20 protein-coding genes and 1 tRNA gene are annotated in these 23,865 nt (G+C 59.9%); 11 read left to right on the top strand and 10 right to left on the bottom strand.

The genetic code is table 11. The features are described 5' to 3' along the window. The first annotated feature begins 32 nt into the window (after positions 1-32). The gene (locus JMN37_RS03835; protein ID WP_252931081.1) at positions 33-623 is read left to right on the top strand and encodes a 2'-5' RNA ligase family protein; all 591 of its coding nucleotides are present in this window, start codon (positions 33-35) and stop codon (positions 621-623) included. Here JMN37_RS03835 and JMN37_RS03830 read toward each other — a convergent pair. Then, complete coding sequence (locus JMN37_RS03830) at positions 534-1,592, bottom strand: FUSC family protein (RefSeq protein WP_177224282.1); 1,059 nt, start codon at positions 1,590-1,592, stop codon at positions 534-536. The two genes, JMN37_RS03835 and JMN37_RS03830, sit on opposite strands and share 90 nt — an antisense overlap. Positions 1,593-1,742: 150 nt before the next feature. On the opposite strand from JMN37_RS03830, the gene JMN37_RS03825 reads away from it, so the two are divergent. Further along, positions 1,743-3,041 carry an MFS transporter gene (locus tag JMN37_RS03825; RefSeq protein ID WP_252931080.1) on the top strand — a complete coding sequence of 433 codons (1,299 nt, stop codon included), beginning with the start codon at positions 1,743-1,745 and terminating at the stop codon, positions 3,039-3,041. Here JMN37_RS03825 and JMN37_RS03820 read toward each other — a convergent pair. Next, complete coding sequence (locus JMN37_RS03820; protein ID WP_252931079.1) at positions 3,038-3,835, bottom strand: spermidine synthase; 798 nt, start codon at positions 3,833-3,835, stop codon at positions 3,038-3,040. The two genes, JMN37_RS03825 and JMN37_RS03820, sit on opposite strands and share 4 nt — an antisense overlap. A 37-nt stretch (positions 3,836-3,872) precedes the next feature. Here JMN37_RS03820 and JMN37_RS03815 point away from each other — a divergent pair, with 37 nt between their 5' ends. Beyond that, the gene (locus tag JMN37_RS03815) at positions 3,873-4,292 is read left to right on the top strand and encodes a GNAT family N-acetyltransferase (RefSeq protein ID WP_070362721.1); all 420 of its coding nucleotides are present in this window, start codon (positions 3,873-3,875) and stop codon (positions 4,290-4,292) included. Here JMN37_RS03815 and JMN37_RS03810 read toward each other — a convergent pair. Continuing rightward, on the bottom strand, positions 4,289-5,731 hold the full coding sequence (locus JMN37_RS03810; RefSeq protein WP_252931078.1) for a DHA2 family efflux MFS transporter permease subunit: 1,443 nt from the start codon (positions 5,729-5,731) through the stop codon (positions 4,289-4,291). The genes JMN37_RS03815 and JMN37_RS03810 overlap by 4 nt on opposite strands. Positions 5,732-5,793: 62 nt before the next feature. Here JMN37_RS03810 and JMN37_RS03805 point away from each other — a divergent pair, with 62 nt between their 5' ends. Further along, a complete protein-coding gene (locus tag JMN37_RS03805; protein WP_252931077.1) occupies positions 5,794-6,747 on the top strand; it encodes a Dyp-type peroxidase in 954 nt (317 codons plus the stop codon). On the opposite strand, the gene JMN37_RS03800 is transcribed toward JMN37_RS03805, so the two are convergent. Then, positions 6,744-7,976 (bottom strand): DUF4185 domain-containing protein, encoded by a 1,233-nt coding sequence (locus JMN37_RS03800; RefSeq protein WP_252931076.1) that lies wholly within the window; start codon positions 7,974-7,976, stop codon positions 6,744-6,746. The two genes, JMN37_RS03805 and JMN37_RS03800, sit on opposite strands and share 4 nt — an antisense overlap. A 279-nt stretch (positions 7,977-8,255) precedes the next feature. Then, positions 8,256-8,753: a ferritin gene (locus JMN37_RS03795; protein ID WP_252931075.1), complete on the bottom strand. Its 498-nt coding sequence runs from the start codon at positions 8,751-8,753 to the stop codon at positions 8,256-8,258. A gap of 154 nt (positions 8,754-8,907) precedes the next feature. Between JMN37_RS03795 and fdnG the strand changes: the two genes are divergently transcribed. From fdnG to nrfD, 3 genes are read left to right on the top strand one after another with little or no spacing between them, the layout of a single operon-like run. Beyond that, a complete protein-coding gene (gene fdnG, locus JMN37_RS03790) occupies positions 8,908-12,177 on the top strand; it encodes a formate dehydrogenase-N subunit alpha (protein ID WP_252931073.1) in 3,270 nt (1,089 codons plus the stop codon). Between the two features lie 9 nt (positions 12,178-12,186). Beyond that, entirely contained in the window at positions 12,187-13,185 is a 999-nt protein-coding gene (locus tag JMN37_RS03785; RefSeq protein ID WP_070362714.1) for a 4Fe-4S dicluster domain-containing protein, read from the top strand. Beyond that, positions 13,186-14,280, top strand: a complete 1,095-nt coding sequence (nrfD, locus tag JMN37_RS03780) for an NrfD/PsrC family molybdoenzyme membrane anchor subunit (RefSeq protein WP_070362713.1) — start codon at positions 13,186-13,188, stop codon at positions 14,278-14,280. It abuts the gene before it with no gap. An 85-nt stretch (positions 14,281-14,365) separates the two neighbouring features. Here nrfD and selD read toward each other — a convergent pair whose 3' ends face one another. Further along, entirely contained in the window at positions 14,366-15,355 is a 990-nt protein-coding gene (gene selD, locus JMN37_RS03775; RefSeq protein WP_071573327.1) for a selenide, water dikinase SelD, read from the bottom strand. Between the two features lie 24 nt (positions 15,356-15,379). Here selD and JMN37_RS03770 point away from each other — a divergent pair. From JMN37_RS03770 to selB, 3 genes are all read left to right on the top strand, one after another. Further along, a tRNA-Sec gene (locus JMN37_RS03770) sits at positions 15,380-15,474 on the top strand. 29 nt (positions 15,475-15,503) lie between these two features. Continuing rightward, positions 15,504-16,793 (top strand): L-seryl-tRNA(Sec) selenium transferase, encoded by a 1,290-nt coding sequence (gene selA, locus JMN37_RS03765; RefSeq protein WP_071573328.1) that lies wholly within the window; start codon positions 15,504-15,506, stop codon positions 16,791-16,793. 7 nt (positions 16,794-16,800) lie between these two features. Beyond that, positions 16,801-18,573, top strand: a complete 1,773-nt coding sequence (gene selB / locus JMN37_RS03760; protein ID WP_071573329.1) for a selenocysteine-specific translation elongation factor — start codon at positions 16,801-16,803, stop codon at positions 18,571-18,573. An 18-nt stretch (positions 18,574-18,591) separates the two neighbouring features. Here the strand turns inward: selB and JMN37_RS03755 are convergent, their stop codons facing one another. From JMN37_RS03755 to JMN37_RS03740, 4 genes are read right to left on the bottom strand one after another with little or no spacing between them, the layout of a single operon-like run. Next, positions 18,592-19,017 (bottom strand): cupin domain-containing protein, encoded by a 426-nt coding sequence (locus JMN37_RS03755; RefSeq protein ID WP_071573330.1) that lies wholly within the window; start codon positions 19,015-19,017, stop codon positions 18,592-18,594. 49 nt (positions 19,018-19,066) lie between these two features. Further along, positions 19,067-20,080, bottom strand: a complete 1,014-nt coding sequence (locus JMN37_RS03750; protein WP_071573331.1) for a hypothetical protein — start codon at positions 20,078-20,080, stop codon at positions 19,067-19,069. A gap of 38 nt (positions 20,081-20,118) precedes the next feature. Further along, entirely contained in the window at positions 20,119-21,006 is an 888-nt protein-coding gene (locus JMN37_RS03745) for an EamA family transporter (RefSeq protein ID WP_071573332.1), read from the bottom strand. Between the two features lie 12 nt (positions 21,007-21,018). Next, the gene (locus tag JMN37_RS03740; protein ID WP_070362706.1) at positions 21,019-21,927 is read right to left on the bottom strand and encodes a DUF808 domain-containing protein; all 909 of its coding nucleotides are present in this window, start codon (positions 21,925-21,927) and stop codon (positions 21,019-21,021) included. Positions 21,928-22,195: 268 nt separating this feature from the next. Between JMN37_RS03740 and JMN37_RS03735 the strand changes: the two genes are divergently transcribed. Then, positions 22,196-23,803 carry a peptide ABC transporter substrate-binding protein gene (locus tag JMN37_RS03735; protein ID WP_070362705.1) on the top strand — a complete coding sequence of 536 codons (1,608 nt, stop codon included), beginning with the start codon at positions 22,196-22,198 and terminating at the stop codon, positions 23,801-23,803. The last annotated feature ends 62 nt before the right edge of the window (positions 23,804-23,865 follow it).

Below are 23,865 nucleotides of genomic sequence, written 5' to 3'. Positions count from 1 at the left end.
AGCGTAAAAAGGAAGCCGTGGCGGTTGAGTGAATGTCTCCAGAGAATATTTTGCTGCGCTTGCCTGAATCCCAGGAGCAGGAGATTCGCAAGATTTATGAGGAGCTGGCGCAGCGCGGATTTCCCGTTCAGCAGCAGCGCCCGCACGTGTCAGTGACGTTCGCTCCTCAGATGGCTCGAAAGGTGATCGCCCGAGCAGGGGAACTCCTGCCCCAGTTATTGCCTGCGCGTCTGGACAGGGTAGGCACGGTGGTGTTCGGGACGAAGTCGAAGCAGACGGTGGCGTGGCTGCTGCAGGGCCCGGACGAGCTTGAGCGAGCAGCGCGGGAGCTCAACGAGCTCAATCCCGATGGCCGTGGTGCTCGGTGGATTCCGCACCTAACGATGGGGCTGCGCCTGCCGAAGGCGATCGTAGGGGACTATATCCAGGCACTTGCTGAAGTGACATCGCCACACTTCAGGGCTGTGGATGTGGAGTATGCGGCGCTGTACCAGCCGCGGTATGGCTCCGAGTATCGGTTTGAGGTTTATGCCTTAGGCTTTAGGGGTGGCAGCCTTGAGGCGTTGGCGTACCAAGTGCGGGTTGGTTCTGGTATATCCGATGGCGATAATTACGAGCGCTGAGGCAGCACCGAGGATGGTTTCCGCACTGCGCGCAAGGAGCATTGGCGCGACGGGGGCAGGTTCGACGGCTTGGATCATCAGCAGGGCGGTCGGGGTGATGAAGCTCGCTGCCAGCGTGTAGTTGCGGGTGACATAGGTTTCGGTCAAGAACTGCAGGATGATGATCCATATCACGAACTGCCATTCCTGCATGTGGTGCGAGAGGAGGAACCCGGCGACGAGAATGCCGGAAAGGGTGCCGAGCATACGTTGCAAGGCACGAAAGTACTGCACGCGGTAGCGGTTGTTGACCAGCGGCACTACCGCAGCGACCATCGCCCAGTAGAAGTGCGACAGCGGGTCAATGAGAGCGACGGAGATGATGCCGATCGTTCCAGCGAGCAGGGGAGCGAGGAAGAATCGCGCTGCCTCTCGCTTCAGCGCCTGCTTATCGACGCCCACTTCCTCCCCTCGCGGTTCACGCACATTGGGACCTTCCCCTATGAGGTGCGATATTCTCCCGAGCCCAAAGCAAAGACCGGCCGTCGCAGCAGCGACTGCTGTAGCGATCAGTGGGTGTGCCGGGTGGGCAAGGGACCCTACCGCGGCGATTGCGAAGAGTACGAATACGGACCCGGTTGGGCGTGTGCCTGACCACAGTGCGATGGTCGCCCACACGGAGGACGCGACGGCAGAGATGAGCATAATGAGCCATTGGTTGGTGTGGGTCCAGGACATCGTCGCGCCAATTGCGATCGCGACCACGATGGCGGTACCTGCAAGGAGCTGGTGCCGTGCCCTATCCTGTCGGGTTTCGTGGCGTCCATAAACACCCGTAAACGCGCCGAAGTTGGCGTAGATGGCAAGGTCGAAGCGGCCGATCCAGAGCAGGAGTAGGAGTGGGATGGCTACTCCGGCGGCTGTGCGGAAGGCAGGGATATGGTCCCGGCGTGCGGGTGCCATCGTGAACATGGCGCGAAAATGGTTCAAAGATCAGCCCTTTCTCCCGGAAGTAACAGAGTTGTTACCTTAGCCCTCTGCCAGCCCTCTGTCACAGAACCCAAAAACGCCAATTGTGTCGGAGGCGGACGTACACTAAGTCCATTCAAATTCTCTTTTGACTGCGAGGGAGTAGCGGACATGGCTGCGACTGAAGGGCATATTCAATCCGCTGGGAAAATCCCGGCACGTCACCTGATGGTCATTATCGGTGCCTTGCTGGTAGAGGTGGCGTTTTCAATAACGCTGACTGGTCTGAGTTTCTTTACACCGGCGGTGCTCGGGGACTTTCCTGGGACCCGTGCAGGTGCGTTTATGATTCATTTCACTTTGTATGGCTTCGCTTCCGCGGCGTCAATGCCGGTGGCTGGCATGCTCATTGACCGAATCAAGGCGCCTGGCTTGTTGGTCCTTGGTGGTCTCATTGCTGCGGGTGGCTTGGTTGTCTTTTCCGCCGCACAATCTCTGTGGTGGTTTTATGCAGCCGGAATCGTCATTGGTATCGGCGTGGGGCTTTCGCTGCAGTACGTCCCGATCGTCGTTATCAATCGCTGGTTTGTGGCTAAACGAGGAACCGTGTTGGGCATCGTCCTGGCGGGAACAGGAGTGGGCGGTGTGATCCTCGGCGTAGTAGTGCCGATCCTGCTGAGGACCGTTGGATGGCGGACCTCGATGGTGATTATGGCCGTCGCAATGGTTGTGCTGACAACGGGACCGGCGTTGTTCTTGCTCCGCAGCAATCCTGAGGATCTCGGCCTACGCCCGTACGGTGCGGAGGTGGCACCGGCAGATGAAGTGACCACGAAAACTGGTAACGAGCCGGGAATGACGCAGCGGGAGGCTTTTGGCAGCATCTGGTTCTACGTATTGGCGGCCTCATTGCTGTTGTTGGGCGCGATCTACGGGATGACGCAACACTTCGTGAACTATCTTTCTGGCAAGCCGTGGGGTGTGGAGCTTCGCCCAGAGGAAATTTCAACAATCATTATCACGGCAACGATTTGTCTGATCGTGTTCAAACCGTTTCTTGGCTGGTTCATCGATAAAATCGGCCTGGAGCGGGCCCTGTGGATCGTGCTGCTGATTGCGGCCGGCGCGACCGCGGCGTGGGCATACATGACCACGCTCCTGCCTTACGTGTTCTTCGTGATCTTCATCTTCCTCGGTACTGCAAGCGGCACCGTCGCCCCACCACTGATCGCAGAGCACTCGTTTGGTCAGAAAGAGTTCTCGAAGATTTGGGGCACGCTGGGGATGGCCTACCCAATTGGGCTTTCAATTGGTGCGGCTGTCTGGGGGTGGGTGAAAGACTACTTCGGCTCCTACGGCTACGGTTTTGTTTCTGTGCCGGTGTTCACATTGTTGGTGCTGCTCGGAGTGAGCGCAACGTTCCGCGGTGCCCGCAAGCTTTGGGTGCCGGAAGCGCAGCAGTTAGCCTAGTCGCGCCGGGCAAGGCTGTCAGTGGAAACGCCCGTGAGCAGGGCCGTACCGTCTTTCACGGCCACGGTGGGGTCGGAGGTGGCGTCGAAAAGTAAGGGTGCGTTGCTCGCGGCGACGATGACGTTGCCGTACTCGTGGCCGTCGAGCATCGCTGGTGGTGCGACAACCGCGGTGTGGGGGAAGACCTCGAGGAGCCCGGCTATTTCGGCTCGGGTGTTGGGAAGCTGCTGCCTATCGCCGATGTTCGCGATGTAGATGCCTCCCGGGCGCAGTGCCACGGTGCACGCGCGGAAAAACTCGACGGTGGTCAGTGGGCGTGGAGTGTCGGGGCCGCTGAAGACGTCACGAATGATGACGTCGAGGCTGCGTGGTTGGCAGGCATGAGTGAACGCGCGTGCTTCTGCGCAGCGAATCGTGACAGGCTCGACGTTTTCGTGAAAGGCCCAACGCACGAGCTGCGCAAGCTTGCGGTCGATCTCCACCGCCGTTTGATGGCTTTCGGGGTAGCGGTGCGCGAAATGCGCAGGCAGGGTGCACGCGGCCCCGCCGAGATGTACTGCCCGGAAGTCTGAGGGCACGGTGTCGCCGGGGCGGATGAATCCCGTGATCCACTGCATGTAGTCGAAGGTGAGCACCTCCGGCGCACCGAGTACAACGTAGGAGCTAGGGACGCGGTTGAGTTCGAGGGTGTAGCCGCCGTCGCGAAGTTTGTCGGCGATGATGGTCGCTCTGCCGGTGTCTACGGGGAATGTTCCCGTAATGGATTTCTTTGGGGTGCGGGGTTTACGTCGCATTTCATGCTCTACCTTTCAGCGTTTATTCTTACCTGTTATGTACACATTGCGTGAAGCCCGCCCTGAGGACCGCCAGGCGGTCGTGGATGTTTGGGACGAATCTGGCATTACCCAGGAATGGAATGACCCGCCGACTGACTTCGATCTTGCGATGGAAAGCCCCGGCAGCACAGTACTCGTAGCGGAGTCGCCCCAAGGTGTCGTCGACGGCGCGACCATCGTAGGTTTCGACGGCCACCGCGGGTGGATCCACATGACCGGTGTGCGTCCTAACGCACGGGGAGGCGGCGTTGGACGCCTGCTTTCCGACGGCTGCGTGGACTGGCTGCGCGAGCGCAAGGCCCCCGCAGTGCACCTGATGGTGGCGGAAGGAAATGACGCAGGGCGTGCTTTCTGGGAGCACCTCGGCTACTTCAAGATTGAGCCACCTGTGTACATGATTTCCCTGGAAGATTAATCGTTCCAAGACTGGGTGCGCACAAATCTGGTGGAAACCAGTACACCAACGATGACGAGGCTCAACGGCAGAAGCATAGACGTGGACATCGCCTGCGCGAATGGTTGGTGAAGCACGTCGGGGAGCGCTTGGGTGCTCCCGCCGCCGGAAAAGTCGGCAGCCGTCGGCCCGAGCTGGCGCGTGAGCTGCTGCGACATCATTGCCGCGATACCTGCAGAGCCAATGACCGCGCCAAGTTGGCGCACGGTGTTATATACGCTGGAGCCCGCCCCTGCCAGGCGCGGATCGAGGTTTCGCGTCGCGATCATGGACAATGGCCCCCACACCATGGAGTTGCCAAACCCGTTGATCACGGAGACCGCGAGTAACCACATTGGGGAGACACTCGGGTCGGTAATGAAGGCCGCGGCACCAATCGCGACCGCGACGAGCGAGAGCCCTGCGATCGCGAACGGCTTGGGCTGATGCGTGTTGGTGAGCTTGCCGACCCAAGGCGAGAAGCATCCAGAAATCAATCCCGCGGGAAGCAGGAGCAGCGCTGCTTGGGTTGGCGAGTAGTGTTGCACGTTTTGCACGTAGATCATCCACGGAATGACGTAGGTGGAGATTGCAAACCCAACCGTAGAAATTGCTACGCAGGCGAGGGAAAAGTTTCGGTCAGAAAACAGCTCCAACGGCACCAATGGATCCCGGGTGGTTTTCGCTTGCCACCATACGAAGAGCGACAGCAACACGGCGCCGGCGCAAATGAGTGCAACGATGGCGAAGCTCCACGAAAATGTCTGTCCTTCCTGGATGCCGAACACCAGGCAGAACATGCCCGAAGCCGACAGAGCGACGCCAACCCAGTCAAACGTCCGTGCATTTTGCTCGAGCCTCGGCACGAAGACCCACGCCAATGCGATGCCAACAATGCCCACCGGGACGTTGATGATGAAGATCCACGCCCAGCCCCAGGCGTCCACGAGGAGACCGCCGAGCAGCGGCCCAACGATTGTCGCTACCCCTGCCGTTGCGCCCCAGACGCCCATGGCGCCACCCCGCTGCTGCGGTGCGAACGTGCGCAGCATCACCGACATCGTCTGCGGTGTCACTAGGGCACCGCCAAAGCCCTGCACAGCCCGGGCAAGAATCAGTGCCTCGATCGAGGTCGCCAAACCGCACGCCAGCGAGGCGACCGTGAACAGGCTCAAGCCACACAGGTACACGGTCCGCGGTCCGATCCTGTCTCCTAGCCGCCCCGTAATCAGCAGCGGCACCGCGTACGCCAGCAAGTACGAACTGTTCACCCAGATAATCTGGCTGTAGGTGGCGTCAAACGCGGTGGAAATCGCAGGAATAGCGACGGCAACGATCGTCGAGTCCACCAGAATCACGAAAAACCCGACCATCATCGACCACAACGCCGCCCAAGGCCCTGTGCTGCGGGAAGTCTCCATCGCACTGACTCTACCGGGTGGTCGCCAGTGGCGAAAGAGCATAGGGGCATATGATGGCACCTATGAGCGACATACATTCGACAGAAGTCTCCCAGAACGTCATCCTCCCGCAGTCAAAAGACGCAATCTTTTTGACGTTGACCATCGCGCCGGGTCATGAGGGGGAGGTGGTGGACATCATCGGTGGCCTCGCGGGGCTCGTCAACGGCGTCGGCTTCCGCTGGCCCGAGGCTCACTTGAGCGCAGTGCTCGGCATCGGTGCCAAGATGTGGGATCGCCTCTTCACCGTGGAAAAGCCTGAGGGCCTCCACGAGTTCGTTGAACTGCAAGGAGAGAAGCACCACGCGCCGTCGACACCAGGCGACCTGTTCTTCCACATCCGTGCCGACGAATATGACGTCGCATTCGAGCTTGCTCGCCGCATCACGAAACAGCTCGGTGACGCCATCGAAGACTTTGACGAGACGCACGCTTTCCAGTACCAGGACTTCCGCGACCCTCTCGGGTTTGTCGACGGCACTGAGTCCCCGCGCGGCCAAGACGGCATCGCAACGGCGATTATCCGCGAAGGAAAGTGGGCGGGTGGCAGCCATATCGTCCTGCAGAAGTACGTTCATGACCTGAATTCCTGGGACGATCTCCCCGTCGAGGAACAGGAGCGCGTCATCGGCCGCACGAAGCACGAGGACATCGAGTTTGACGACGACGCGAAGCCTGCCAATAGCCACGTCGCGGTGAACTCCATCGAGGACGAGGATGGAGAATCGCTCGAGATCGTCCGCAACAACCTCACCTTCGGTGACGCAGCCGGCCAGCAGGGCACGTTCTTCATGAGCTACGCGAAGGACGTCGCCATCACCGAGCGGATGCTACGCCGCATGTTCATCGGCGAACCAGTTGGCAACTATGACAGAATCCTAGACTTTTCGACTGCGCTGACGGGCTGCAACTTCTTTGCACCGCCGAAAACATTCATGGAAAACGTCGAGGATTACGTCAAGGAAGAACTGCGCTAACCCACAAGCTGCTGTAACTGCGGTGGTAGGTACTCGCGGATGGTGGGCCATGCCACCGCACCGATAAGGCCCAGCCCGGCGAGCACACCAACCGTGATGAGCGCCGCCTTCGTCTTGGAACTGCCCTCCGAGGACATCAGGTTATCTTCGGCGTCCATGTCGTCGGTCTGCGGTGGGTTTGGTGTGACGTTGACGTCGACATCGTTTTGGTCGTGCGGGCGCATCGATTCAGGGTCAATACCGAAGAACGTGTCCAGGCCCTTGACGTTGAACTGCGTCGACATGTAGCGCTCGTTGGTGTTCGTGTTCCACTGCGAAATGACGACGTCGAGGTTCGCGATCGTGGAACCCGGTACGATGTACCCACCGTAAGGTTGGGAGAAATTCATCGGCGTCTGCTGAAAGTCCCAGTAGCCATTCTTGGCGATTGTCGCGACAGGCACGTCGTTCCAGCTTTGTGGCAGCGTATCCGAAATGCGGACCTCGACGGCGAGCGTGGCCTCGTTGAACATCACGAACACCCAGTGGTTGTCGATGAAGCGCAGGTTCATCTCGCCGGCCTTGATCTTGTTACCGTGCAGGATCGCGCCAGCTTCGTTGCCCCACTCGCCGGTGTTCGGATTAAACAGTTCCCAACTTGGCTGGTCGCCGATCTGGTCCTCGGTAAAGCGAGCCAGGTACACGTCGTGTTTGCGCTGGAAGCCCGACATCACTGCATAGATGTAGCCGTCCGGGCCCTTTTCCCAGGAAATGAGCTGGCCAAGTCCATTGAGGTAATGGTTGGGAGTGCGCCCAATGCTCTTCCACGTTTTCCCTTCATCGGTGGACTTCCATGTCTGTGTCTCGAGCACATTGCCGATGCCACGGTTCCACATGCCCTGCATGTACAGCGTTCCGTTGATGTTGATCACGTCGGACGGGATGAGGGTCAGGTTGTCGCCTTCTTTCCGGTAGTAGTTGATCAGGCCGTATGCGTCACGGTGCCCCTTGAGCGGGCGAAGGATTTCGATCTGTCCGTTATTCATTCGTGCAACCACGCCAATGGGGCTGATCCAGTCGCCTTCCCCAAACTTTTTGCCGCGGAATGAGTCGCCGAAGATCATCGCGAACTCATCACCGTTGAGCGGGGTCATCGTACCTAGATCGCCAGCCCCGATACCGACGTGCGCGGCCCACGGGCCGAGCACATCACCCATGATTTGGACGACGGTGCCATCTGGCATCTTCATCGGTTTTTGCTTTGGCTTCGATGGAAGGTCTTCGGGTCCATTAGGACGAACAGTAGGCCACGCGGGCAAAATCGAGTTGGTTTGCGCCTGCGCGCAGGGAACCGAAATCCCCGTCGCAGCAAGAGCAAGAGTAGTGGCACAGGCGATAATTCGGGTCAAAGGCGGCAAAGGCATGGGGCTCCTGGGATGAAACGTCGTGAGGCAAAATATTCGACGTCCCCTTTCACCGCAGCAGGCTGTGGGGAAGTGGACGTCGATAATTATTGGGCGAATATTGGGTTAGTTCGAAGAATCGTTACGCTGACCAAGACCCGAGTCCAGGCGCAGCAGTCCAGAACCATCATTGCCGACAAGTGTCAGCTGGTCAACAATCTCGGAAACCGTTGCCTCTTCGCTGATCTGCTCGTCGAGGAACCAGGTGATAAGTGAGCGCGAGTCAAAGTCCTTGACCTCATCGGCGATGCCGGCGATGTTGCGAATCATCGCGGAGACCTTGCGCTCGTGCTCCAGCGCTGCCTTGAACGCTGCGAGCGGGGAATCGATCGATGGGGCGTCGAGTGCGACAGTGTGCAAGGTGACGTCGTGGCCGCGGTCGATCAGGTGCGTTGCGAACTTCTCCGCGTGGTCGCACTCTTCCTGCGCCTGCTCTGCAAACCAAGAGGCGAAGCCCGGGAAAGACTGTGCCTCCATCGTGTATGCGAGCTGGCGGTACAGTAATGCCGCCTCGTATTCCGCAGTGACCTGCTCGTTCATTGCATCTTGCAATTTCTTGTCCATAGTCAAGCTCCTTTGAAGGTGTAGTTGAAAACTGATGTTACGGCGCTATTTTACGCCTGCGAGGCAAAAATGCATCAAAAGTAAGGGTATCCTAATCAATGACCTGGGGGTATGTCGATGGGGAACCTTCGCAAAATGGGCTATCCTTGCCGGTATGTCTCGTTTTAGTCCCTTAAATTGGCCGGTTGTGCGCCAGATACGCGGTGGTGACGCCTTCGCCCGAGGCGAAAATACCGAATCTGCGCGCAGCCAAGAAATGGAAGGCCGCATTGTAGAAGCGGACCGCGTTGTCAAGAGCGTGTGTCCGTACTGCGCTGTTGGCTGTGGCCAGCGCGTATATGTAAAAGACAATAAGGTCATTCAAATTGAAGGCGACCCGGATTCTCCGCACTCACGCGGACGCCTGTGCCCGAAGGGTGCAGCTTCCGAGCAGCTCGTCAACGCGGAAAACCGCGTGACCAACATTCTGTACCGAGCACCGCGCTCCAAGGAATGGGTCAAGCTTGACCGCGAAACCGCCATGGAAATGGTCGTCGACAGGTTCCTCGAAGCCCGTGAAAACGGCTGGCAGGACTTCGACGACAAGGGGCGCCCTGTGCGTCGAACCATGGGCATCGCAGGCCTGGGCGGCGCCGCGATGGATAACGAGGAAAACTACCTGATCAAGAAGCTGTGGACTGCAGCGGGCGCGGTGCAGGTAGAAAACCAAGCTCGTATATGACACTCTTCCACGGTTCCCAGTTTGGGATCCTCGTTTGGACGCGGTGGAGCGACCCAGCCACTGCAGGACATGGCGAATGCGGACTGCATTGTCATCCAAGGGTCAAACATGGCCGAAGCGCACCCAGTTGGGTTCCAGTGGGTCATGGAGGCGAAGGCGCGTGGTGCACGAATCATCCACGTTGACCCTCGATTCACGCGTACGTCGGCGATGGCGCATAAGCACATCCCGATTCGTGGTGGTACCGACATTATTCTGTTGGGTGCTGTCATCAACTACGTGCTGGAAAACAACCTGTACTTCGAGGAGTACGTCAAGGCATTCACCAACGCTTCGACGTTGATCAGTGAAGACTTCCAGGATACGGAGGACCTTGAGGGTCTGTTCTCTGGATACGACCCTGAAACGGGTGGCTACTCCAACGATTCGTGGCAGACGCGTAAGAAGTGGGATGCGCAGACTTCGTGGGACGTTGAGAAGGATGAAACCCTTCAGGATCCGCGAACAGTCTTCCAGATTTTGAAGCGCCACTACTCCCGCTACACCCCGCAGGTTGTTGCTGAGTCGTGTGGTATTTCCGAGGAGGACTTCTACTTCCTCGCGAACTCGATTGCGGAGAACTCTGGCCGCGATCGCACCACCTGCTTCGCGTACGCGCTTGGCTGGACTCAGCACACGTTGGGCGCACAGTTCATCCGTACGTGTGCGATCCTGCAGACGCTGATGGGCAACATCGGCCGTCCGGGTTCGGGCATCATGGCGCTGCGTGGCCACGCATCGATTCAGGGCTCCACGGACGTGCCGACGCTGTTCCACATCCTGCCTGGCTACCTGCCGATGCCGCAGTCCACGCACCAGACGTGGGACGAGTACTTGGCAGCAGTGTCGAAGCGTGATCAGAAGGGCTTCTGGCAGACCGGCGACACCTTCGCTGTGTCGTTGATGAAGGCCTACTGGGGTGACGCCGCAACCGAGGAGAACAACTGGGGCATGGACCTCATGCCAAGGTTGACTGGTGCGCACTCGACGTACCACACGCTGCAGCTGATGAACCAGGGGCTTGTCGACGGCTACTTCGTCTTCGGCCAGAACCCTGCGGTTGCGCAGTCGAACGGTCGCATTCAGCGCATGGCGCTGACCAAGCTGAAGTGGCTCGTCGTACGTGATTTCTCTGAAATCGAAACGGCAACGTTCTGGAAGGACTCTCCAGAGGTGCAGTCCGGTGAGATTTCGCCGGAGGAGATCGACACTGAGGTGTTCCTCTTCCCAGCTGCGAACCACGTTGAGAAGGCAGGTACGTTTACCCAGACCTCGCGCGTGCTGCAGTGGCGCTACAAGGCCAAGGATGCGCCGGGCGATGCCGAGAGTGACCTCGAGTTCTTCTACGACTTGGGACTTCGCTTGAAGGAGCGAGTCAAGGACTCGACCGACCCGCGCGACGTGCCGTTGCAGAAGATCACCTGGGACTACGAGTGCGATGAGCACGGTGAGATTCTGCCGGAGTCGGTGCTGAAGGAGATCAACGGCTACTATCTCGACGGTCCTCGCAAGGGACAGCTTGTAGACAAGTTTGCGGATCTCAAGGCTGACGGCTCAACCTCCTCTGGTTGCTGGATTTACTGTGGTGTGTACGCTGACGACGTCAACCGTTCGGCGAACAAGCGCCCAGGCCAGGAGCAGAACGCGATGGCGTTGGAGTGGGGCTGGGCATGGCCGATGAACCGCCGCGTGCTCTACAACCGTGCTTCTGCGGATCCGGATGGCAAGCCATGGTCGGAGCGCAAGAAGCTGGTCTGGTGGAACGAGGACAAGGAGCTGTGGGAGTCCGACGATGTTGTGGACTTCCCGGTCAACCGTGCTCCTGGTTTCAAGCCGGAGCGCGACGCGGTCGGTCCTGCAGCGCTTGCAGGCGACGATGCGTTCATCATGCAGGCGGACGGCAAGGCCTGGCTGTTCGCGCCAACCGGAATGGTTGACGGCCCGATGCCGACGCACTACGAACCACAGGAGTCCCCGTTTGCGAACCCGCTGTACAAGCAGCAGCAGTCGCCGTCGCGAATTGTGATGCGTGGGGAGGACAACCTCTCGGCGCCGAACTTTGGCGAGCCGGGTGTTGGCGTGTACCCGTACATGCTGAACACTTACCGTCTGACGGAGGCGTACACCTCTGGTTCGATGACGAGAAGCTTGCCGTTCTTGGCGGAGTTGCAGCCGGAGCTGTTCTGTGAGGTCTCGCATAAGCTGGCCGAAGCGGTCGGGCTCAAGAATGGTGACTGGGCGACGATCATCTCGCCGCGCAACGCCATCGAGGCGCGAGTGCTGGTCACGGAGCGCATGAAGACCCTGGTCATCGACGGTCATGAGTTCCAACAGATCGGTATGCCGTATCACTTCGGCGCAGGTTCCTACGCCGAGGTCGAAGGCGATGGACCGAACGACCTTTTGGGCATCATGCTGGACCCGAACGTCAACATCCAGGCGTCGAAGGTTTCCGCGGTTGATATCCGGCCGGGCCGACGCCCGCGCGGCGAGGACCGCATGAAGCTGGTGCGTGAGTACCAGCGCCGTGCGCGCCTGACGGAGGACACCGGTACCAAGCTGACCGACGAGTCGAAAGACGTCATCGTTGGTGAGCAGCTCGGTGACACAGAGGCGGCGAAGTACGACTCGACGAAGAAGAATATGGCGAACGGGGAAGGATAGGTTTTGACGATGAAAACGAAGAATCAGATCACCGAATCCCCAGCCAACATCGGGTACGAGAAGGAAGCTCGTAAGGCTTTCTTCACGGATACGTCGATTTGTATTGGCTGCAAGGCGTGTGAGGTTGCATGTAAAGAATGGAACCGAAACCCGCAGGACGGCTACAAGTTGTCTGGTAACTCCTACGACAACACCGGTTCGCTGAACGCGGACACGTGGCGCCACGTGGCGTTCATTGAGCAAGGCGAGGACCGGATTCTGCAGGCTCGTGAAGAGGGTGCAAAGCTCGTCGGGCTTGGAATGCCGAGCGTCAAGCCTGCCGAAGAGGCTTCCACCCGCGCGGTATTGCCGGATACACCGGATTTCCGCTGGCTGATGTCCTCCGACGTGTGCAAGCACTGCACGAACGCTGGTTGCTTGGACGTGTGCCCGACGGGTGCGTTGTTCCGCACCGAGCACGGCACCGTCGTCGTACAGGATGACGTCTGCAATGGCTGCGGTACCTGCGTTGCTGGCTGCCCGTTCGGCGTCATTGAGCGTCGTAGCGATGGTGGCGTTCGCAAGCGCAACGAGCGTTCCGGCAAGGGCGAGGACTTCACACCTGGTGAGAGCGCGCCGATTAAGAACATCGGGGTGGCCCAGAAGTGCACCATGTGCTTCGACCGCCTTCAGGTCGGCGAGCAGCCAGCATGTGCCAAAACCTGCCCGACGACGTCGATCAAGTACGGCACGTACGACGAAATGCTCGCGCTTGCGAAGGCGCGCGTGAAGGAACTGCACGCGCAGGGCATGACGGAAGCTCGCCTGTATGGCGCAAACCAGAACGACGGTGTAGGCGGTACAGGCTCAATCTTCCTGCTGCTGGATGCGCCAGAGGTCTACGGGCTTCCGCCAGACCCAGTGGTTCCAACGGCGAACTTGCCGGAGCTGGCGAAGCGCGGCGTCATTGCCGCAGCCGGAATGGTTGGCACTATTGCAGCCGCGGTCCTGATCGGAGGTAGGAAGTAAATGGCTGAGTTTGATAGCTACCGTCCACCGCAGGAGCCGCGTCGTCCGCGGCGACGTGATCAAGCGGAAGGCGAGCGCCCACGTGGCCCGAAGAAGCGTCGTGGCGAGGAGCTAATGGTGCCGGAGGCAAGCTTTGAGCACTTTGACTCCTACTACGGTAAGCCGATTGTGAAGTTCCCGCCGTGGGAGTGGCCGATTGGTGTCTACTTCTTCCTCGGCGGCCTCGCCGGAGGCTCCTCCTTGTTGGCCGTGGGAGCTGACGCGACAGGCAACAAGGAGCTGCGTCGCAACATGCGGATTAGTTCGATGGCTGCCGCCGCGGTGGGCTCCGGTTGCCTGGTGCTCGACCTTGGTCGCCCGGAGCGCTTGCTGAACATGTTCCGCGTGTTCAAGCTGTCGTCCCCGATGAGCGTTGGCTCTTGGTTGCTGGGTTCGTTCTCCGCGCTGCAGGGGCTTGCTATGCTTCCGGAGCTCGACGAGCTGACTGGCAAGAAGCTGCCGCTGCCAAGCCCGCTGCGCTCGTTTATTGAGTTCGCAGCGACCCCGGCTGGTATTGCTGGCGGTGTGCTTGCCTCGCCGCTCGCGGCGTACACCGCGGTGCTGATCGGCAACACGTCGGTGCCTGCATGGCAGGAGGCGGGCAAGAACCTACCGTTCGTGTTCGTATCATCTGCGACCGCAGCGACGGGTGGCATGGGCTTGCTCACCACTTCGACGGAGAATGCTGCTGTGCCGCGAGCACTCGGTGTCGTGGGCGCAGCCGCCGATGTAGCAGCGACGTCCTACATGACGAGCCAACTGGACGACGTCTCTAAGGAAGCGTTTTCCACGGGCAAGGCAGGCAAGCTTTTCAAGGCTTCCGAGGTTTGCCTCGCGGTTGGTGGCGTTGGCGCGCTGTTCAGTAAAAAGAGTCGAGTACTCGCAGGTATTTCGGGTGTCGCGTTGATGGCGGGTTCCTGCCTGACTCGTTTCGCGGTGCTCGAGGCCGGTAAGCAGTCCACCGAGGACCCGAAGTACGTCGTTGAACCGCAGCGGGAGCGCCTGCGCAAGCGCCGTGAAGCGGGCAAGGTTGATGACGGCATCACTACCGCCTAGCTGCGACTGGAGCTAACACACAACACTGCCCCTCTCACACACCGTGTTGGAGGGGCAGTGTTGTATTTCTAGTTTGGTATTTCGGCTACTTCACCTGAACGCGGCCGGTGCCTGCGACAGTTTCGCCGATGACGGGGTAGCCGGGGATCTCGCCGATGACGAGCAGCCCGCCGGAAGTCTGGGCGTCCGCAAGGAGCAGCAACTCGTCGCCGTCCAGATCGGAGTCGACGTTGGGGCGTACCCAGTCAAGGTTGCGCTTCGAGCCGCCAGGGATGTAGCCGGCCTCGAGCGTTTCACGGGCGCCGTCGATAAATGGGACCTTCGTGTGGTCGATGACGGCGTCGATCCCGGAAGCGCGTGCCATCTTGAACAAGTGGCCGAGGAGGCCGAAACCAGTGACGTCGGTAGCGGCTTTCACACCGGCGGCGACTGCCTTTTCGGAGGCTTCCTTGTTCAGCGTGGTCATTACTTCGATGGCCTGCGGGAAGACATCGCCGGTTGCCTTGTGGCGGTTGTTCAGTAGGCCAGAGCCGATCGGCTTGGTCAAGGTGATGGGCAGGCCGGCCTCTGCGGCGTCGTTGCGCATGAGCTTGGCCGGGTCCACGATGCCGGTGGCAGCCATGCCGTAGATCGGCTCGGGTGCGGTGATCGAGTGCCCGCCGGTCACGCTGATGCCGGCTGCGGTGGCGGCGTCCATGCCACCGTGCAGTACGTCGCGGATGAGCTCTGAGGGGAGGACATCCCGTGGCCAGGCGAGCAGGTTGATGGCGGTGATTGGGGTGCCGCCCATCGCGTAGACGTCTGAGAGCGCGTTGACGGCCGCGATCTTGCCCCAGGTGTAGGCGTCATCGCAGACCGGGGTGAAGAAGTCGGCTGTGGAGATGACGGCGAGGTCGTCGCGGACGTGAATCGCGGAGGCGTCGTCGCCGTCGTCGAGGCCAACGATCACGTTCGGGTCAGCGAATCCAACCAGTCCCTGGACGGCTTCTTCGAGCTCACCGGGTGGAATCTTGCACGCACACCCGCCACCGGATGCGTACTGGGTCAAACGAATCTTAGAATTATCAGCAGTCATACCCACATGGTAGCGTTGCTTTTCGGAGGCGTACGTGTCCTGGTGGCCACCCCAGTCTTCAAAACTGGTGAGGTCGAGCATCTCGGCCTGGCAGGTTCGATTCCTGTCCGTCTCCGCCAAAACGTTGTGTTGTTGTAAGGGGAAGCACATGAATGATCCTCGCCGTCGAATCCCTCGCACAGACGCACTGCTTGCGCTTGCAGCGCAGGAGCACACCGCGTTGGCGCCACACGCGCTTAAGGCGCTCGCAGGGAAGTTGCAGCAGCGCGCCCGCGACGGCGAGATCACCCCTGAAGAGGTCACCCCGGAGTTTCTCCACGCTTGTCGACGCCACCCCGGGTCCCTGACGCCAGTCCTCAACGCAACAGGCGTGGTTGTGCACACCAACATCGGCAGAGCACCGCTTGCCCCGCAGGCAATAGACGCGATGGTGGATGCTGCGCAATATGTGGATGTAGAGATGGACCTCGCAGCAGGCGTTCGATCCCGCGATAGAGGCAGGGCGGCCACGGATGCAATCCTGGCTGCATGTCCAGCGGCGGAGGACGCGCTGGTAGTAAATAATGGCGCAGCAGCGTTACTCCTTGCCGTGGCTACGTTCGCCGAGGGGCGTGACGTCGTTATCTCTCGCGGCGAACTTATCGAGATTGGGGCGGGGTTCCGCCTGCCTGAGCTCATTGAGAGCGCGCGAGTGTCTTTGGTTGAAGTCGGCGCGACAAACCGTACGCATCCTTTCGACTATGAGCGGGCGCTCGACAACGCGGGAGCGGTGCTGAAGGTGCATCCCTCGAACTACAGGGTGCACGGGTTTACCGCGGAGACCACTATCGCGCAGCTTCGCGAGCTTGTCCGGCCCCGCGGCTGCGCCCTGATCGCTGACATCGGCTCGGGCCTGCTTCACCCTGATCCGCTGCTGCCGGACGAGCCAGATGCCACCACAGCTTTGGGCGATGGCGCGGACGTGGTGCTGTTTTCCGGCGACAAACTACTTGGTGGGCCGCAGGCAGGCGTTATGGTCGGAACGAAGAACGCCATTGCGAAGCTGAAGCGGCACCCGCTGGCGCGCGCAGTGCGCATCGACAAGCTGCGCCTCGCGGCGCTGGAGGCAAGCCTGAACATCGCCAGCACACCAGTCCACGACTACCTACACGCAAACTCCGACCAGCTCAAAGCCCGCGCAGTAGCGATTGCAGCGGAGGTTGGAGGCAGTGTGGTTCCGCACGACGGCCGCGTTGGAGGAGGCGGCGCGCCGGGCTTCCCACTGCCCGGTTGGGCTGTTGCGCTTGATCAGTCGTTGGCAGCCCCGCTACGGGCAGGTACCCCGGTTGTGCTCGGACGTGTCCACGAGAATGAGTTGTTGATTGACTTGCGCTGCGTGCCACCCGAGCGCGACCACGAGATCGCAGCCGCGATTCGAGCGGCCCAAGGAAAGGACTGAGTGTTACGTGTTTGTAGTTGCGACAGCTGGCCACGTCGACCATGGAAAGTCCACCCTGGTCAAAGCGCTTACCGGAATGGAGCCGGACCGCTGGGATGAAGAGAAAGACCGGGGGCTCACGATCGACCTCGGGTTCGTGTGGACCAACGTCGATGGCGAAGACATCGCGTTCGTGGACGTCCCTGGGCACGAGCGCTTCATCGCGAACATGCTCGCGGGTGTTGGGCCAGTCACGGATGTCTTGTTTGTCGTCGCTGCGGACGAGGGCTGGATGCAGCAAACATTGGATCACCGGGACGCTATCGACGCGTTCGGCGTCCAGCACGGTGTTATCGCGATGACACGGGTGGATAAGGCGGATGCTGGGCGTCGACAAGCTGTGGCTGAAGAAACTCGCCGGAATGTCGCTGGTACCAGTATGGAGCGTTGGCCTGTTGTCGAAGTTTCTGCCAAGACGGGCGAGGGGGTTGAAGAACTCAGGAGCGCGCTTGTGACGATGCTGCGGCAACAGCCGACGGCGGACCCCGCCGGGCGAATCCGGATGTGGGTCGACAGGGCGTTTCACATCAAAGGCGCCGGCACCGTTGTTACGGGGACGCTCACCAACGGAACAATTCAACCTGGGCAGACGCTGACGCTACAGACCGCTGCAGGTCAACGCGAAGTCACCGTGCGTGGTATCCAGTCGGAGGACACCGCAGTTGAAGAAGCCAAGCCGACGATGCGCGTCGCGCTCAACCTTCGCGGAGTGAGCGTCGACGAAGTTTCGCGTAGCGCGGCGCTGTGCACGCCAGAGAAGTGGCACACGACCTCTGTGGTGGATGTGCGCCATACCCACGGGGCTGCACTGAACGACGTGCCGCAGGAGGTTGTGGTGCACGTCGGTACTGCAGGAGTCAGCGCGAAAGTGCGACCGTTCGGTGCAAAGCACGCCAGGCTCATCCTCGAGCACGACCTGGTGCTGAGCATCGGGGACCGGTTGGTGCTGCGAGGCTCCGGTGCGCAGCAAATTCTCGGCGGGGTAGAGGCTATCGACGTCGACCCGCCCGCCCTTCCCCGGCGCGGCGACGGGCGGAGGCGCTCGGCGCAGCTTGAGGAGCTGCCGGATATCAACGTGGAGATCGCCAGACGGGTGGCCGTGCGGCCAGAACTGTTGGCAAGCCTTGGATTTGAGGTCGGCGATAAGCCCCCGCAAGGTACCGTGGCGTTTGCCGGGTACTGGATTCGCGCGCAGCAGGTAATGGAGTGGAAAGACACGTTGCTGCAGGCATTGCAAGCACACCTTGCGGCGCATCCACTGTCGGCTGGGTTAGCTACTGGCGCGGCCGTGGAAGCTCTGCATCTGCCAGACGCGAAGCTGTTGCCGCTTGCTGTCGCCGCTGCGAAACTCAACACTCGCGACGGGTACGTCTGCAACACCTCCGAGGTCGATCTCGGGGAGGCAGAGCCAGGGGTCCAGAAACTCGAGGCGCAGCTTCTTGCCCATCCATTTAAGGCGCCCGAGGCGCGCGATCTCGAACGGCTCGGCCTGGGGGCGAAAGAGCTTGCGGCAGCGGAGCGGGCCGGAAGGATTCTACGACTCGGTGGCGGCGTAGTCGTTGCCGCAGATGCGATCACGCTTGCAACCGCGAGGCTGCGGGACTTGCCTCAGCCTTTCCGCACGACGGACGCGCGCCAGGCGCTCGAAACGACCCGCCGCGTTGCCATCCCGCTGCTCGAGCTTCTAGACGCACGCGGAATCACCCGCCAGATAGAGGCGGGTGTTCGAGTACTGACGTAGCAGCCTCGTTCGGCTGTTCTAGTGTTCGTGCTCGTCTGCGTCCGCGTCGGCCTTCGTCTCGTGGACAGTGCCAGGCTTATGCTCTGGAGCGGCGTAGATTGAGTACACCTTCGCCGGGGCGTCGGACTCGTTCACGAAGTTGTGCCACTGGCCAGCAGGAACGAACGCTGCGTCATCGTCGCCGATGACCTTGTCAACAGTCAGATTGTCTTCGGATGGGCCGATCATCGCGCGCAGCTTGCCGGATTCGACGCGAATGAACTGGTCGTGATCGTCGTGAATCTCTGCGCCAATCTCGCCACCTGCTGGGATGCTCATGACCGTCAGCTGAAGGTGCTTTCCGGTCCACAGAGTGTCACGAAATGCATCGTTATCAAGCGTTGCCTGCTCAATGTCGAACGTAACTGGGTTCGGCCCGTGGTCAGTGCGCAAAATCTTGGACATGATTCCTCCTCGCAAATAGGTTCGGTTTCACTCCACAGCATAGCGCGCTTTAGGGCTTGCGGTGCCGGCCTGCGTCTTGGCTGCGGCGCCGCCGTGCTTTTTGAACCTCGGTCAGGTAATCGCCGTCGTCGCTGCTAGGGGGCTCAGCAGTAGCTGTCTCAGCAAGTATCGACGCCTCTTCGTCCTCCACGACGTCGATGTCCACCAGCGGTGCAGGCTCAGCACCCTGAGTGTTCGTTCGCGGCCGGGTAGGAACTGCGGCACGGGAACGATCAACGGTGACAGCCCACGAGCCGTCGGGGAACTGAACCGTTTCAAATTGTTTCCCACCGTCCGGGCTAGAGTGCGTGAGGTCAGGCACGTGCAGCCACATCGGGTCTGCTGCGTCTGAATAATCAGCAATGTCGAGGGCCGCCATGCCATCCAAGAAAAATGCGCGGGCGACTACACATCCGTTGTCGGGCGAAGGGGCGTCGAGAAGCATGGCACGAACATCGTCAAGGTCAGCTGCCGAGACGCAGCCGAGCACGCGCTCACCCAACGTCACTACGACGTCGGCGTCACCCGCGGTTTGTAGTCCAACAAACCACTGGCCCGGCGCGAGACTTGCGAGCTGCTCTGCGCTGAACTCGCCCCGTTCCGTATCGATGATAGCCATGTCACCACTTGGCAGTACCAGGCTATGCAGACCTGCGTTGTTGCGCGGTACCGCCAGCTGGGGCGGCGGCAGAATTACATCAACAGCGAATTTGCCTTGCTCGGCGTCGAACTTGACCGCAGCTAAAGTCACCGGCAGGAGCTGAGACTTGTGGATCCGCTCCAGGTCGACATAGCGGGCCCTATCGAACTGAGAAATTTCTCCGACAATGCCATGGCCGAGCCTGCGCACCCGCCAGCTCTCCTCGACCGCGTTTGGCTCGAGCACTACCGGCACGTATGACGTGTGGCGCGTGCCGCCGAATTCAGCAAACAAAGGCGACTGCACGACGTCAACGACAGTCACCTCCTCGCCGGCGCCCCACGTCGATGGCGCAAGCGGGTACACGGGGAGAGAGAGTTCCACAGCGTCATACTCCTATCTGCATCCAAAAAGTCACAACCTCATTGCTGCGGCCAGCGCCGCGGGGCCTGTTCAACAGGCGGTGGGGGAGCAGCGCCAAACCATGCGATTACAACACCCGCGACCGTGACACACAAGATACCTAACACCAGATGGGGAGTGAGCACGTCACCACGAAACACCACGCCGAGAACCGTGCCCAGCACCGGCTCCATCGCGAACAACGTGCCGACAATCTGCGCCGATGTAAACCGTGCAGCCAGCGTGTCCGCCATATAGGGGATGACGACGCCAACGAAGCCCGCCAACGTCAGGAGCATCCAGCTATGCGCATCGAGCCTGACTGCATCATGAATTGAAAAAGGCAACGTAAGCAGAGCTGCGATCGTGATTGCGATTGCAAGCTCTCCCATTCCACCCGAGGACTTGCCCACCTTTTCCGCGAAGATTGTGTAGAGCGCGCAGAACGCGGCGCCGCACAACGCGAACACCACTCCCAGGGGATTGAGCCCCGACGAAGGCCCAGCAATCAATGCAACCCCGGCGAGAGCAACCAGCGCCCACAGCCGAATCCACCATTGCCGAATACCAAAAAATGTCACGCAGCACGGGCCCAAGAAATCGATAGTGATTGCAGCACCCAGGGGGATACGTGCGATAGCTGCGTACAAAAACTGATTCATCAGCGCGATCGACGCGCCGAAGATGAATGCCTGCTTCCACTGCTCTTTCGACATCTCACCAGGGTTCGGCCGAAAAAGTACGAGAAGAATAACGGCGCCCAGCAAGAAGCGCAGTGTTGAAATGCTGACGGTACTAGCGACGACGAACAGGGAAGCAGCTAGCAACGCGGAGACCTGATTGCCCAGGGACCCAACGAAGATAAGGCCAATGGGGCGAACCAACGTACGGGTCGAGCGCGCTGCCATGGAACCTCCCCCTTACCGGACGCGCCGAATCGCGGACACCACACCGACCACGATCAGGCCAACTACCAGGCCCGCGGTCAGAGAAATCCCAGTCTCCACGAACCAACCAAGGACACCGTTATGCACGGTGTTCACAGCGCGTTCGATCACCTCATGAATCACATGCAGTCCAAAGACCTCGTCGAGGCCACGAAGGATGAGGTGCCCGCCAACCCACAGCATCGCAACGGTGCCGATCACACCGATCGCCGAAAGCACAACGGGCATTGACTTCACCATCGCGCGCCCCAGCCCCGCTGCGCGATCGCGTTGGATCATCGCTCGGCCGATGTCATCGATCTTGACTAACAGCGCCACAGCGCCGTAGACCGCAAGGGTGATGAAAATGCCCACCGCAATGAGCACGGCAGCTTCCATCCAAATGGATTGATCCGCCACCTCGTCAAGGGAGATGATCATGATCTCCGCGCTCAAGATGAGGTCTGTTCGAATTGCGCTTTTCACGAGTGCATCTTCGTCCTGAGCAGTACGGTGTACGGCCGCATCTTCGTCAGCCTCAACATCACTGGTCAATTTGTGCACGATCTTCTCGGCGCCCTCGAAACATAAATATGTGCCACCAATCATCAAAATTGGCACCATTGCCCACGGCGCAAACGCGTTGAGCGCCAACGCGATCGGCAAAATGATGAGCAACTTGTTCCGTAGCGAACCTTTCGTGATCTTCCAGATCATTGGAAGTTCGCGCGCCGGGGTGACGCCGGAAACGTATTGGGGCGTGACGGCGGCGTCGTCGATGACGACACCTGCGGCTTTGGCAGACGTTTTCGCCGTGAGGGAAGCCACATCGTCTGCAGAAGAAGCTGCGGTTCTGGCGATGAGGGCGACGTCGTCAAAGAGGGCGAGGAGACCTCCGGCCATGTGTATTTCCCTTCCTAGGAATCGTTGCGGTGGGCGACCGAAAGTCTACACGGCGCTCTCTAGATACCTTTGTGCGCTCAAGGGCGAAGGAACTGTGAAAAGGCTGTCAGTAAGCACCCCCAAAAGTGTAGAACCATGTCAGAAACCTGAATTATTTACCATTGTCGCAATCTTATGTGGTGGAATAGAATGCATCTCATCGGGTGTGATGTAGTCCACTTGAATGAAGGTAATTGAAGCTAGCTAACAACAATCTGAAGGAGGCGCTGTGCGGACAGTAAAAGCTGCAGCGATCTTGGCGGTAGGAACCCTCACACTCGGATTGGCTGCGTGTGGTGGATCCGGCAACGATGAGGCTGCGAGCGGTCAGACTGAGTCGACCGGCGGCGACAACTATGTACTGGCATACGGCACCGAGCCACAGAACCCACTGATTCCGGGCAACACGAACGAGACTGGTGGCGGACGCATTATTGATGAGATCTTCTCGGGCCTCGTCTACTACGACACCGAGGGCAAGATCCACAACGACCTTGCAGAGTCCATCGACCTTGAGGGCGACACCCTCTACAAAGTCACGCTGAAAGACGGCGTGAAGTGGCAGGACGGAACTCCAGTTACGGCGAACGACTTTGTTGACGCATGGAACTACATCGTTGCGAATTCGCTGCTCGGCGAGAGCTTCTTTGAATCCATCAAGGGCTACGACCCAGAAGGCGTGCCAACCCTTGAGGGCCTCAACGTCATCGACGATAAGACCTTTACCATCGAGCTGAGCCAGCCTGAGGCGGATTTCCCAACCCGCCTTGGCTACTCCGCGTTCTTCCCAATGCACCCTTCGGCGTTCGAAGACATCGACGCCTACGGTGAGAACCCGATCTCCAACGGCCCATACAAGCTGGCGGAGTGGAACCACAACCAGGACGCAACCATCGTTCCGAATGAGGAGTACGCTGGCGACAAGAAGCCGCAGAACGATGGCGTGACTTTCGTCTTCTACGCACAGCAGGATGCTGCATATGCTGACCTGCTCGCGGGCAACCTGGACGTTCTCGACGCTATTCCAGATTCCGCATTCGCAAGCTACGAAACGGAATTGGGTGACCGCGCAGTAAACCAGCCTTCGGCAATCTTCCAGTCCTTCACCATTCCGGAGAACCTGGAGCACTTCAACGGTGAGGAAGGACAGCTGCGTCGTCAAGCTATCTCGATGGCGATCGACCGTGATGAAATCACGAAGACGATCTTCCAGGGCACCCGCACCCCGGCGACCGACTTCACCTCGCCAGTCATCCCTGGCCACTCTGATTCGCTCAACGGGGCAGAGGTACTCGAGTACAACCCAGAGGAAGCAAAGCGCCTGTGGGCTGAAGCAGACAAGATCAAACCATTCACCGGCGAGTTCTCCTTGTCCTACAACGCTGATGGCGGCCACCAGGCATGGGTCGATGCAGTTGCAAACTCCATCCGCAACACCCTTGGCATCGATGCAGTTGGCAACGCATACCCAGACTTCAAGTCCCTGCGTGATGACGTCACGAATAGGACCATCAAGGGCGCATTCCGTACCGGCTGGCAGGCAGACTACCCATCGCTGGGTAACTTCCTGAGCCCGCTGTACGCCTCCAATGGTGGTTCCAACGACGGTGACTACGCTAACCCTGAGGTGGACAACCTGCTGAAGGAAGCCGCTGCTGCGGGCGACGTCGAAGCCGCTACACCTATCTACAACAAGGTGCAGGAGCAGCTCCTGAAGGACTTGCCGGCAGTTCCGCTGTGGTACGCGAACGTCAACGGTGGCTCCTCGGAGAACGTTGAGAACGTCGCGTTCAACTGGAAGTCCGTTCCGGTGTACACGCAAATCACCAAGAAGTAACAAAACCCCTACGCTCTGACCCATCCCACCCCGCCTGCGTACAAGCATGCGGGGTGTTGGGT

Source organism: Corynebacterium lipophilum (assembly GCF_024102595.1).
In the GTDB taxonomy this organism is placed as follows: Bacteria; Actinomycetota; Actinomycetes; order Mycobacteriales; family Mycobacteriaceae; genus Corynebacterium; species Corynebacterium pseudogenitalium.
The sequence above is the reverse complement of the archived record's forward strand: the minus strand, read 5'-3'. Positions and strand labels throughout refer to the sequence as shown.